The 12,454-nt window shown below is 59.4% G+C and carries 12 protein-coding genes; 3 read left to right on the top strand and 9 right to left on the bottom strand.

Annotation, left to right across the window (positions count from 1 at the left end):
* Positions 1–70 precede the first annotated feature (70 nt).
* Positions 71–643, bottom strand: a complete 573-nt coding sequence (locus ACMWKK_RS04060; RefSeq protein WP_112780177.1) for a flavin reductase family protein — start codon at positions 641–643, stop codon at positions 71–73.
* 108 nt (positions 644–751) lie between these two features.
* Here ACMWKK_RS04060 and nhoA point away from each other — a divergent pair, with 108 nt between their 5' ends.
* Positions 752–1,597: an N-hydroxyarylamine O-acetyltransferase gene (gene nhoA / locus ACMWKK_RS04055; protein WP_112780178.1), complete on the top strand. Its 846-nt coding sequence runs from the start codon at positions 752–754 to the stop codon at positions 1,595–1,597.
* A 130-nt stretch (positions 1,598–1,727) separates the two neighbouring features.
* Here the strand turns inward: nhoA and ACMWKK_RS04050 are convergent, their stop codons facing one another.
* The gene (locus ACMWKK_RS04050; protein WP_045326500.1) at positions 1,728–2,303 is read right to left on the bottom strand and encodes a TetR family transcriptional regulator; all 576 of its coding nucleotides are present in this window, start codon (positions 2,301–2,303) and stop codon (positions 1,728–1,730) included.
* A 116-nt stretch (positions 2,304–2,419) separates the two neighbouring features.
* Between ACMWKK_RS04050 and ACMWKK_RS04045 the strand changes: the two genes are divergently transcribed.
* Together ACMWKK_RS04045 and ACMWKK_RS04040 are read left to right on the top strand one after the other, a co-directional pair.
* A complete protein-coding gene (locus ACMWKK_RS04045; RefSeq protein WP_406542749.1) occupies positions 2,420–3,907 on the top strand; it encodes an MFS transporter in 1,488 nt (495 codons plus the stop codon).
* Positions 3,908–3,984: 77 nt separating this feature from the next.
* On the top strand, positions 3,985–5,868 hold the full coding sequence (locus ACMWKK_RS04040; RefSeq protein ID WP_112780179.1) for a potassium transporter Kup: 1,884 nt from the start codon (positions 3,985–3,987) through the stop codon (positions 5,866–5,868).
* A gap of 39 nt (positions 5,869–5,907) precedes the next feature.
* On the opposite strand, the gene ACMWKK_RS04035 is transcribed toward ACMWKK_RS04040, so the two are convergent.
* Genes ACMWKK_RS04035 through ACMWKK_RS04005 form a run of 7 tightly spaced genes read right to left on the bottom strand, consistent with a single transcriptional unit; the run spans position 5,908 to position 12,357 of the window.
* Positions 5,908–7,134, bottom strand: a complete 1,227-nt coding sequence (locus ACMWKK_RS04035) for a Zn-dependent hydrolase (RefSeq protein WP_161656405.1) — start codon at positions 7,132–7,134, stop codon at positions 5,908–5,910.
* The gene (locus ACMWKK_RS04030; protein WP_032640754.1) at positions 7,131–7,613 is read right to left on the bottom strand and encodes an L-2-amino-thiazoline-4-carboxylic acid hydrolase; all 483 of its coding nucleotides are present in this window, start codon (positions 7,611–7,613) and stop codon (positions 7,131–7,133) included. Before ACMWKK_RS04030 ends, ACMWKK_RS04035 begins: the two co-directional genes overlap by 4 nt.
* A gap of 17 nt (positions 7,614–7,630) precedes the next feature.
* Entirely contained in the window at positions 7,631–8,788 is a 1,158-nt protein-coding gene (locus tag ACMWKK_RS04025) for a branched-chain amino acid ABC transporter substrate-binding protein (RefSeq protein WP_112780181.1), read from the bottom strand.
* 28 nt (positions 8,789–8,816) lie between these two features.
* Positions 8,817–9,536 carry an ABC transporter ATP-binding protein gene (locus ACMWKK_RS04020; RefSeq protein ID WP_112780182.1) on the bottom strand — a complete coding sequence of 240 codons (720 nt, stop codon included), beginning with the start codon at positions 9,534–9,536 and terminating at the stop codon, positions 8,817–8,819.
* Positions 9,529–10,296: an ABC transporter ATP-binding protein gene (locus ACMWKK_RS04015; RefSeq protein ID WP_112780183.1), complete on the bottom strand. Its 768-nt coding sequence runs from the start codon at positions 10,294–10,296 to the stop codon at positions 9,529–9,531. The genes ACMWKK_RS04020 and ACMWKK_RS04015 overlap by 8 nt, the downstream gene beginning before the upstream one ends.
* A complete protein-coding gene (locus tag ACMWKK_RS04010) occupies positions 10,293–11,399 on the bottom strand; it encodes a branched-chain amino acid ABC transporter permease (protein ID WP_032640746.1) in 1,107 nt (368 codons plus the stop codon). The genes ACMWKK_RS04015 and ACMWKK_RS04010 overlap by 4 nt, the downstream gene beginning before the upstream one ends.
* Positions 11,400–11,406: 7 nt before the next feature.
* Complete coding sequence (locus ACMWKK_RS04005; RefSeq protein WP_112780184.1) at positions 11,407–12,357, bottom strand: branched-chain amino acid ABC transporter permease; 951 nt, start codon at positions 12,355–12,357, stop codon at positions 11,407–11,409.
* Between the last annotated feature and the right edge of the window lie 97 nt (positions 12,358–12,454).

Below are 12,454 nucleotides of genomic sequence, written 5' to 3'. Positions count from 1 at the left end.
TAACAACGCAATATTAAACATAAAATGCCATAGAAATTTACTATAATTCAGGAAGATATAATTTAGATAATCAATCCGGTGCCTTCACCATCTTCCCGCTCGCCACAAACGTTCCGGCTCCCAGGTGATGCAGCGTATTCAGCTTATCCCCGTCAAACTGCCAGCGTCCGGCGATAAACGCGCGTTCATCTGCCGCCGCTGAAACCACTTCACCAAACAGCGTATCGTATTTTTCTGCCGCAGGAGTGACGGGCAGTAACCGACACTCCATCCACGCCAGACACTTTTCTTCAATCACCGGCAGGCCAAGCTCAGGACCGTTGACGACCGGGATCCCGTAGCAGTTGAATTTGTCCTCATCGCGTCCGCTGACGCTGCCGACCGCGTAAGTCCAGCTGGCCGCCGCTACGCCAGGGATGACGATGCCAAACTTCCCGCTGCGTTCAATCAGCTCGCGCGACCAGGTACTTTTGTCCACCACGATTGCGACGCGCGGCGGTTCAAACTCAACGGGCATTGACCATGCTGCGGCCATCACGTTGCGTCTGTCCTGGCTTTCATCGTGGCTGGTGATCAGCACGGTAGGGCCGTGGTTCAGAAGACGGCTGGCATGACGTAATTCAACAGGGCGAAAGTGGCTCATAGGATCTCCTCATCTACTCCGATGAGTATGACGAAAAAGCACGTAAATCAAAGTGAGCGCGTAAAATTAGTTTATAACCAGAACACCACAATCAAAGGAAAATGATGCATGTCCCCATTCCTGACCGCCTATTTTGCTCGTATCGCCTGGACACATCCGGCGCGGGTGGATATTGATACCCTTCGCGCGCTGCATTTACACCACAACTGTGCGATCCCTTTCGAAAATATTGATGTCGTGCTGCCGCGAGAAATTCATCTTGAAGATCAATGCCTGGAGGACAAACTGGTGACGGCGCGCCGCGGGGGATACTGCTTTGAGCAAAACGGCCTGCTTGAGCGCGTCTTGCGTGAGATTGGGTTTACGGTGCGCAGCGTGCTCGGGCGAGTGGTTCTGGCGAATCCGTCGCAGATGCCGCCGCGTACGCATCGTCTGCTGCTGGTGGAGCTTAACGGTGAACGCTGGATTGCCGACGTGGGGTTTGGCGGCCAGACGCTGACGGCGCCGATTCGCCTGCTGGCTAACGAAGAACAGGCGACGCCGCACGGGCTGTATCGTCTGCTGAGCGAGGGCAACGACTGGGTGCTGCAGTTCCGTCACCACGAGCACTGGCAGTCGATGTACTATTTTGACCTGACGACGCAGTATTTCAGTGATTACGTGATGGGGAATTTCTGGTCCGCACACTGGCCGCAGTCGCATTTTCGCCACCATCTGCTGATGTGCCGCCATCTGCCTGACGGCGGCAAGCTGACGCTGACCAACTTCAACTTTACCCACTGGCAGAATGGTCATGTGGAGGAGCAGATCCACTTGCCGGATGCGGAGGCTCTGTATCAGCTCATGCAGGAACGTTTTGGCCTTGGGGTTGACGATCCGAAGCACGGCTTTACGCTGGCAGAATTGACGGCGGTGATGGCAGGCTTTGATACGCATCCGCAGGCCGGAAAATAGCCCGGTGGCGGCTACGCCTTACCGGGCCTACAACGGCTCAAACGTAGGTCGGGTAAGGCGTAGCCGCCACCCGACACAGTCAGCGGCGCTGCCTGGCTTGAGGCCGTGCCCGCACTCATTGTACACGCTGTTAAAATAACTCGAGCGAAATAAGCTTATCGAGATGCTTATTAAATGCCGCGTCGTCCATTTCTGGCATATTCAATACCGTAATCCCATCCAGGCCACATACCAGGCCTATCAAACGCCAGGCAATATTTTCCGGCCGGTCGGTGAGCGTAAAGGTCCCGGCTTCAGCTCCGCCACGAATAATCGCCACGGTTTCCTGGTGCCACATCTCCATCGTCATGACATAGGCACCCTTTATGTCATCATCGCGGCTGGCCAGGATCTGCGCTTCGCGCCAAAGACGAATATAGGGCTCAAATCTGCCGTCATCGCTGCCGAGCATGCCATGAAGCTGTTCGCGCCATCCGGCCTGTACCCTGGCGACGTCAGCATCCAGCAGTTCGCGGATTAACCGCACGAAGGCCAGCGATTTTAGCTCTCCGCCGGAGGCAAAGTGATGGTGTACCTGTCCGGTTGCCACGCCCGCTTCCGCCGCAACGCGCCGCACCGTCATGGCCCCCAGCCCCTCGGCCAGCGCCACGCGCATAGCGGCCTGTAAGATGGCTTCCCGCCGTTCGTCCTTGCTCAGATATCGCATGTTTACTCACTCTCAATGGGACTGAAACGAGTGTAACAAAAAGCTGGACATGTGTTCAACTTTACGTAGGATCGCATCCTGGACATGTGTCCATGTTTTAGAAAAAAAGGAAATTTATGTTTCGTCAGTGGTTAGCGTTAGTGATTATCGTGCTGGTGTATATCCCGGTGGCGATCGACGCGACGGTGCTGCACGTGGCGGCGCCGACATTGAGCATGACGCTCGGCGCCAGCGGCAATGAATTGCTGTGGATCATCGATATTTACTCGCTGGTGATGGCGGGAATGGTGCTGCCGATGGGCGCGCTGGGTGACCGCATTGGTTTTAAACGATTGCTCATGATTGGCAGCACGCTGTTTGGCCTGTCGTCTCTGTCGGCAGCGTTTGCGCCGTCAGCAGGGTGGCTGATTGCGGCACGCGCCTCGCTGGCAATTGGTGCGGCGATGATTATTCCGGCGACGCTTGCAGGGATCCGCACGCTGTTTACCGACGCGCGGGATCGTAATATCGCTCTGGGCGTTTGGGCTGCGGTGGGCTCCGGCGGGGCGGCGTTTGGCCCGTTAATCGGCGGTATGCTGCTCGAGCATTTTTACTGGGGCTCGGTGTTTTTGATCAACGTGCCGATCGTGCTGGTGGTGGTGTCGCTGGCCGCGCGCTTCGTGCCGCCTCAGCAGGGGCGTCCGGAGCAGCCGCTGAATATCAGCCATGCCGTAATGCTGATTGTGGCGATATTGTTGCTGGTCTACAGTGCCAAAACCGCCCTGAAAGGCGTCCTGTCACCGTGGATCGTCGCGTCTGCGCTGGTTACCGGTGCGGTGCTGCTGTTCATTTTCGTGCGTATTCAGCTCCGCGCTCGCGTACCGATGATCGACATGCGCCTGTTTTGCCATCGCATCATCCTGAGCGGCGTGGTCATGGCGATGACCGCCATGATTGCCCTCGTCGGGTTTGAGCTTTTGATGGCCCAGGAGCTGCAGTTTGTTCATGGCTTTACGCCGTTTGAAGCGGGCATGTTTATGCTGCCGGTGATGGTTGCCAGCGGGTTCAGTGGGCCAATCGCGGGCGTGCTGGTCGGGCGTTTAGGGCTTCGCATCGTCGCGGCGGGTGGAATGGGGCTCAGCGCCGTGAGCTTTATCGGGCTGTCGACGCTCGACTTCAGCACGCAGCAGTGGCAGGCGTGGGGGCTGATGGTGCTGCTGGGCTTCAGCGCCGCCAGCGCGCTGCTGGCCTCGACCTCGGCCATTATGGCCGCCGCGCCAAAAGAGAAAGCCGCCGCCGCAGGCGCAATTGAAACCATGTCCTATGAGCTGGGCGCCGGGCTGGGGATCGCCATCTTTGGCCTGCTGTTGACCCGCAGCTTCTCGGCGTCGATTGAGCTGCCGCAGGGGCTGGATGCCTCACTCGTCGATAAAGCCTCGTCATCCATCGGTGAGGCGATGAAGGTGGCACAGGATCTGACGCCGGGCCTGGCGGAACCGGTGATTGAGGCAGCGAAAAGCGCGTTTATCACCTCACACAGCGTGGCGCTGGGCAGCGCGGGGGGAATGCTGCTGTTGCTGGCGGTGGGGATCTGGTTCAGCCTGGCGAAGGTCAATCCGCAGTAAAACAGGGCGCGCGGTTGGCGCGGGTGGGGCAGATGCGCTATGTTTTTTATAGGATTATCTGACTCTTGCTGGAAAATATGAGCCCTCGCCACAGCAGTGAAGCGTCCCAACCGCTCTCCCGGTTAACCCTGCTTGCAGGAGGGGCGCTGGGCGTCGTTTTTGGTGATATTGGCACCAGCCCGCTTTATACCTTCCGGACGGTGCTTTCGCTCTCTGAGCATGACCCGACGCCCGGCGTTATACTCGGCCTGCTCTCCCTGATAACCTGGACACTCATCCTGGTGACGTCCATAAAATATGCCGCCTTTGCCATGCGAATTGATAACCATGGCGAAGGGGGCATCATGGCCCTGATGTCGCTTCTGGTGGAAAAGGGCAAAGGCGGACGCTGGGTCATTTTTTCTGCCCTCATCGGCGCCGCGCTGATATACGGTGACGGCGCAATAACCCCGGCCATCTCCGTCCTGTCTGCCCTCGAAGGGCTGGAAATGGTGTTCCCGGCGTCCCAGCCGTACATACTACCCCTCACGGTGGCGGTTCTGCTGGCGCTGTTTCTTATCCAGCCTTTTGGTACCGCCCGCATAGGGAAAATATTTGGCCCGGTGATGGCGGTGTGGTTTTTGGCGATTGCGGCTCTTGGCGTGCGGGGGATCGTGCAACACCCCTCGGTACTCTTGGCCCTCAATCCCGCGTATGGCATCGCGTTTCTGTTTTCGAACGGGTACACCAGCTTCCTGGTCCTGGGCGGCGTGTTTCTCTGCGTGACGGGTGCCGAAGCCCTGTATGCCGACATGGGGCATTTTGGTAAAAAGCCCATCTGGCTTGCCTGGTACGGCGTCGTCTTTCCTTCGCTGCTGCTCAACTACGCCGGTCAGTCAGCGCTGATTCTGGCGGGTGCCGACAGCAAACAGAATCTTTTCTATACACTGTGTCCGCCTGCGCTGCAGGTTCCGCTCATCATTCTTGCCGCGCTGGCGACAATCATCGCCAGCCAGGCGATTATTACCGGCGCTTTTTCGATGACGCGCCAGGCCATTCAGCTTGGCTGGTTGCCCCGGTTACGCATCAAACAGACGGCGGCAGAAAGCTACGGCCAGATTTACATCGGGATAATAAACTGGCTGCTGATGGGGGTGACCATCGGGCTGGTGGTGTTCTTTAAATCCTCTGACAAGCTTGCCGCGGCGTACGGCATCGCCGTGTCATTAACCATGCTGATGACCACGGGCCTGCTGTTTGTCGCTATGCGGGAAGTGTGGCGCTGGAGCCTGGTCAGCAGCGCGGTCATTGCCTTCTGTTTCCTGGTGATTGATGCCACCTTCCTGTTTGCCAATCTGATTAAGGTGCTGGAAGGCGGCTATATTCCGCTGCTGATGGCCGCCGCTATTTGTACGGTGATGCTGATCTGGCACCGGGGCGTTAAGGCGGTATCGGCATCGGTGGGCGAGATGGGCGTCAGCGTGGACGCGTTCTTTGCCCAGCTTCAGCAAACGACGGTGCCCAGAGTGGCGGGCTCCGCCATCTTTTTGACCCGAACCCAGAACAATATCCCGCCGGTCATGCGCTGGCACGTCGCGCGCAACCGGGCGCTACAGCAGGACGTGTTGTCGCTGACCATTGATATTCTCAACGTGCCCTACGTGGGGGAAGAACAGCGTATAAGAGTGGTGCAGCGCGCGCCGGGCTACTGGCACGGCGTGGCGCAGTATGGCTTTATGGAACACCCGGACATCCCGCGGTTGCTGCAGGGCGTCAGCGAGGTCAACGCCATTTTTGCCACGGATGACGCCACCTGGTATGTCGGGCATGAAACCATTGTGGCAGGTGAAGGTGAGGCGGGCATGGCGGCCTGGCAGCGGCACATCTTTGCTTTTATGAAGCGCAACTGCACGCACGTCATCAACCACTATCACCTTCCCAGCGATCGCGTCGTCGAAATCAGCCGACGCGTTGCCGTGTAGATTCAGGCGAAAGCAGAGATCTTCTGCTTTCGCTCCGCTCTATCGCTCAAGCGCCGCAGACAGGACGCTGTGCAATAACACATTCGCGCCTTTCTCTGACCACTCCGGCAGGATCCTTTCCGCTTCGTTATGGCTAACGCCCTTCACGCAGGGGATAAAAATCATGCTGGCAGGTGCCACCTTACTGACGTAGCAGGTATCGTGTCCGGCACCGGAGACCATCGATTTTGACGAATAGCCCAGCGCGGCGACGGCGTTTTCCGTACGGGCCAGACAGGCTTCGTTAAAGTCGATCGGCGCATAGTCGAAGATGCGCTCGACGTTGGCCGTCACGCCGCGTGCGGCCAGGTTTTTTGTGGCTACGTGCAGCGCGGCTTCCATGGCTTCAAGTGCGTCCTGTGAAGGGTGGCGAAACTCCACGCTGCATTCCACTCGCGAAGGGACAACGTTACGCGAGTTCGGCGTAACCTGCGCCATGCCGATGGTGGCGCGTCCGTCCGGCGCAAATTGATACCCAATCTCCTCCACGTTCAGCGCCAGCCCGGCGAAGGCGATAACCGCATCGCGGCGGCTGTGCATCGGTGTCGTTCCCGCATGGGCGGCAAAACCGTCGAGCGTTACCGTAAACCAGCGCTGGCCCATGGCCGCCCGCACCAGCCCGATGTCGATCTCTTCCTCTTCGAGTATCGGCCCCTGCTCAATATGCAGCTCATAGCAGGCGTGAACCGGAAATGCGCGGGCAGGGCGTTCGCCGCGATAGCCAATCGCTTCCAGCGCCTCGCGAACGGTTATCCGTTGGTTGTCCATCCTGGCGTATGCAAAGTCTTCCGTGAGCAGGCCTGCCCAGACGCCGGAGGCCAGCATCGCCGGGGCAAAGCGCGCGCCTTCTTCGTTGGTCCAGTTGACCAGCACGACGTCGCGCTCGGTTTCAATCGCGTTATCGTTCAGCGTGCGCAGCAGCTCCAGCCCGGCCAGCACGCCGTAGACCCCGTCGTAGTTTCCGCCCAGCGGCTGGGTATCCAAATGGGACCCCGTCATGACTGGGGCAAGCTGCGGGTATTTCCCCGCGCGACGGATAAACATATTGCCCATGCTGTCGATATCGCAGGTGAATCCTGCCTCCAGCGCCCAGTCGCGCAGCAGGTTGCGCGCAATACGATCTTCCTCGCTCAGTGCCAGACGGGTGACGCCACCGGCGGGGGTGCCGCCAATCTGCGCCATCATCTCTAGCGTTGTCCACAGCCGTTCGGCGTTGACGCGGATCATGTCTTGTCCTTAGCGCTGCGGTAACGGAAATCACAGCACGCACCGCCCTGCATGATGGTGGTCGTGCGGGTCAGCTTCACGTCCGGCGCATAGCCAACGATGAACTTTTCATCGCGCGCGCAGGAGAGAAGATGACCAATCTCGCCCAGCCCCATTTCATGATACATCTCCGCGTAGCGGCAGCGGGTCACGTTGTAGTTGTACTGCTGGTCGTCGGCGTCGAGCACCTTCACCTCCAGCGCGTTATCTTTCTCCCACAGATACTGCAGGGCGATAAAGCTCTTTACGTCCGCGCCGTTGGGCTCTTTGCTGGCAAACGCTTTGCCTGCGTCAATTGCCGCCTGTTCAATCGCCTCGCCGATGACCGCCTGGGCGCGGGTTTTCCCTATCTCGCGCACCAGGATCTCATAAATTGGCTTAATAATTTCTGCTTCAATTTTGCGGCGGGCGAGAATGCCCAGCTCGTTATTATCACTCATCACATTGCCTCGCTGCGTTACTTCGCTTTTGCGCCGCCCACCACGGTCTGCGGCAGCCATTTACCCTCGACAACTTTGTAGACGGTGAACGACGGCGACTTCAGGTTGCCTTCTTTATCAAACGCGATCTGTCCGGTGACGCCGGAGTAGCTAATGCCGCGCAGGGCCGGCAGATACTCGGACGGATCGACGGAGTCTGCTTTTTCCATCGCCGCAACCAGCACGCGGGTGGCGTCATAGGCGAACGGCGCGTGCAGTTCGATATGGGTGTGGTAGCGGGACTGATAGGCCTGCTCGAAAGCCTTTCCACCCGGCATCTGGTCGACGGGCAGACCCGGCTCCAGCGCGACCACGCCTTCGCCTTCTTTCTGCGCCAGCTTCAGGAACGTCTGGCTGACAAATCCGCCCGCGCCCATCAGCGTGGCGTTCATGCCCAGCTGTTTGATGCGGCGCGCCAGCGGTGCGGCCTGGCTGTCGACGCCGCCGAAGAAGATCAGATCGGCGTTTTTGCTGCGGATGGCGGTCAGCACCGCGCTGAAGTCCACCGTTTTGTCATCCACGTACTGACGGTCGACAACCTTCACGCCCTGCGCTTCAAGCGACTTAATAAACTGGTCCGCCAGGCCCTGACCGAAGGCGGTACGGTCGTCGATCACCGCAATGCGCTTGGCTTTCAGGGTATTCACCGCGTACTGGCCTGCGAGCTGGCCGCCGTCGTCATCGTGGCCCATCACGCGGAAGCTGGTATCAAAACCCTGTTGCGTATAGGCATGACCGGTCGCGACCGGTGCGACCTGCGCGATGCCGGCATCGTGATAGACGCGGGCTGCCGGAATACTGGTGCCGGTGTTCCAGTGACCCACGACGCCCGCGACGCCGCTATCCACCAGACGCTGCGCGACGGCCACGGCGGTACGCGGGTCGGACTGATCGTCCTCGGACTGCAGTTTGAAGGTCACCGCTTTGCCGCCGATGGTCGGGTGCTGCTTGTTAATGTCGTCAATGGCCAGCTGCGCGCCGTTCTCCAGATCTTTACCGATACGGGCAGACGGGCCGGTGAGCGGGCCCGCCAGGCCGATAACCACGGTTTCGCCGTCAGCGGCCCATGTGGCCGTTGAGGCAAAGCCGCTGAGCAGAATAGCGGCGCTGAGCGCACTGATTTTTACTGTTTTCATTGTATTCCCCTGATGTTGGCTGGTGTTGTTAAACGGGCATTTCGCCCAAATAAATCTGTGCAATCTGGTCGTCATTGAGCAACGCTTTCGATTCGCCGTGATGGACAATGCTGCCGCTGTCCATCACCCACGCGCTGTCGGTCACCTCCAGCGCGAGTCGGGCGTTTTGTTCGATGAGCAGCAGGGCGACGCCCCGCTCGCGCAGGCCGGCAATGACGGCAAAAATGTTCTCGACCATCTTCGGCGCAAGGCCCATTGAGGGTTCGTCGAGAATGAGCAGACGCGGCTGGCTGAGCAGGGCGCGGTTAAGGGCCAGCAGCTGTTGCTCGCCGCCGGAAAGCAGGCCGGCAAGCTGATGCTGGCGTTCGCCCAGGCGCGGAAAGCGCTCGAAAATGGCATTCATCTCCCGCCTGATGGTGACAGTGTCACGCCTGAGCCAGGCGCCCATCTGCAGGTTTTCCAGTACCGTCATGCGGGAGAAGATCCCACGGCCTTCCGGGACCATCACCAGCCCGTCGCGAAGCAGGGCTTCAGGCCTGTGCTTGCGTACCGCTTTTCCGTTGAATTCAATACGGCCGCTGAAGTTTTCCAGACCGGTAATGGCGCGCACGGTGGAGCTTTTCCCCGCGCCGTTAGCGCCAATCAGGGTAGCCTGTTCGCCCTCGCGCAGGGTAAAAGAGACATCGCGTACGGCCTGAATACCGCCGTAATGCACGTCCACACGTTCCACCTTCAATAATTCAGACATGGGCGTTGCCTCCAAGCCAGGCGGCAATCACTGCCGGGTCGCGACGGACGCTTTCCGGCGTGCCGCTGGCGAGCGTTTTGCCATAATCCAGCACCGTCAGGCGATCGCAGATGCCCATCACCAGCTTGACGTCATGCTCAATCATCAGCAGGGTTTTACCGTCATCGCGAAGGCGGATAAGCAGCTCGCCGAGCGCCACTTTTTCCGCCGCGTTCATCCCGGCGGCGGGTTCGTCCAGCGCCAGCAGCAGCGGATCGGTTGCCAGCGCGCGGGCAATTTCAAGGCGACGCTGATGACCGTAGGCCAGATCGCAGGCGCGATAGTGGGCGAATTTCGCAATCCCGGTGTACTCCAGCCAGTGCCAGGCTAGCTCCCGGGTCTGCGTCTCTTCCGCGCGAGCGCGTTTATGACGGCTCAGCGCGGCCCACAGGCCGTTACGGGTGCGCACGTGGCGACCCACCATCACGTTTTCCAGCACCGACATGTCGTTGAAGAGGCGCACGTTCTGGAAGGTTCGCGCAATCCCGGCTGCGGTCACTTTCTCAATGTGCTTTGGAAAATAGGGCCTGTCGGCAATCGAAAACTCGCCGCTGTCCGCCGGGTAAAGCCCGGTGATCAGGTTAAAGCAGGTGGTTTTCCCCGCCCCGTTAGGGCCAATCAGCCCGTAGATCTCGCCCTTGTTTACAGTAATTGAAACGTCATCCACGGCGGTAAGGCCGCCGAAGCGTTTTGACATGTTGCGAACGGTTAACAGGCTCATGCCTTCACCTCCTTGTGGCGCACCGGCCAGATCCCGGATGGGCGCACCAGCATGACCAGCACCAGCGCCAGGCCGTAGAACAGCTGGCGTAACACTTCCGGATCAATCAGCACCGTGCCGAACAGCGCCTGCTGAACCGGGGCCGCCTGGCTGCGCAGCAGTTCCGGCAGGGCGGTAAGCAGTATTGCGCCGAGGATCACCCCCGGAATGTGTCCCATCCCGCCCAGCACCACCATCGCCAGCACGGCAATGGATTCCTGCAACGTGAAGGATTCCGGGGAGACGAAGCCCTGAAACGCGCCGAACAGCGCACCCGCCACGCCGCCAAAAGAGGCTCCCATCGCAAAGGCCAGCAGCTTATAGTTGCGCACGTTGATGCCCATCGCGCGGGCCACATCCTCATCTTCACGGATGGCGTGCCAGGCGCGGCCAATGCGCGAGTGCTGCAGGCGCAGGCAGACAAAAATAATCGCCACAATCACCAGCATCAGCAGGTAGTACCACAGCCACAGCGCGGGCACCTTGAAACCGAACCAGTGGTAGACGCCGCTGAACTTCAGGCCAAACAGATTCAGCGTATCTACCCCGGTAATGCCCTTTGCACCGTTGGTGATGTTGACCGGACGGTCGAGGTTGCGCATCAGGATGCGGATGATTTCGCCAAAGCCGAGGGTCACTATCGCCAGATAGTCCCCGCGCAGCTTCAGCGTCGGGGCACCCAGCAGAATGCCGCAGACAGCCGCCACCAGCGCGGCCAGCGGAATAATCAGCAGATAGGAGGTGTGCAGCCCGCCGGGGAACCAGACGCCGAGGATCGGAAACACCTCCAGCAGGTGTGGCGAGGCCATCAGCGCCGCGAGGTAGGCGCCCACCGCGTAAAACGCGATAAACCCCATATCCAGCAGGCCGGTATAGCCCACCACAATGTTGAGCCCCAGCGCCAGCATGATGTAGAGCAGAGCGAAGTCGATAACGCGCACCCAGTAGTTGCCGCCAAGCTGCGTGGCCACCACGGGCGCAACCAGCAGCGCGAGGCAGAACAGGATCATTCCTGACCAGAATTTACGCGTTGCCGTCGGAATTTGTAGTTGAAGCGTTGTCATCATTTCCTCATGCCCTGTGCGCCACGCGCTCGCCCAGAAGTCCTGCCGGACGGAAGACCAGCACCAGAATCAGGACCATAAAGGCAAAGACGTCCTGATAGTTGCTGCCAAAGACGCCGTGGGTCAGTTCCCCCAGATAACCTGCGCCCAGCGCCTCAATTATGCCGAGCAGGATCCCGCCAATCATGGCGCCGCGAATGTTGCCAATTCCCCCCAGCACGGCGGCGGTAAAGGCTTTAATTCCGGGCAAAAAGCCCATCGAGAAGCTGGCGTTGCCGTAGTTGCTCGCCATCATGACGCCTGCCAGCGCGGCAAACACGCCGCCAATGGCGAACGTCAGCGTAATAATCGCGTTGGGGTTTACCCCCATCAGCGTGGCCACGCGCGGGTTTTCCGCCACGGCGCGCATGCCGCGGCCCAGGCGGGTGTATTCCACCAGCAGCCACAGCCCGAGCATCACCGTCAGCGCCAGCGCCACGGTAACCATGCCGGTGACGGTCACAATGGCAGGAGGATGCATGTCACTGCCTGACGTCACGGCGATCGGATCCATGGGCAGGATCTGCGGGAACATCAGCGGGTTGCGGGTCCAGATAATCATCGCCACGGTTTGCAGCAGGACCGAAACGCCAATACCCGAGATCAGCGGTGCCAGGCGCGGGGCGTTGCGCAGCCGACGGTAGGCAAAGCGCTCCACGGCCATCGCCAGCAGGGCGCAAACGGCCATGGCAATCACCAGGGCCACGCCAAGCTGCAGCAGCTGCGGCATGTGGGGGAAGGTGGCATTCAGGGCGTTAAGGGCGGATAGCGTGGTGAGCGCGCCGACCATCAGAATATCGCCGTGGGCAAAGTTAATAATGCGCAAGATGCCATACACCATGGTATAGCCCAGCGCGATCAGCGCGTAAATGCTTCCCAGCATTACGCCGTTGATCAGTTGTTGTATGAGTGTATCCAACGTCTGTACCCGCAAAGTGCTCTTTCTGCGGCTACCATCCATTAAATGAATTAAATTGTAAAATACACATATATTATTTCTTATGATAAACCGGTAT

This window comes from Enterobacter sp. 01-M-03-SI-ECC (assembly GCF_047530215.1).
Lineage (GTDB): Bacteria > Pseudomonadota > Gammaproteobacteria > Enterobacterales > Enterobacteriaceae > Enterobacter > Enterobacter chengduensis.
Note: the sequence above shows the minus strand (reverse complement) of the source record. Positions and strands in the feature narration are given on the sequence as shown.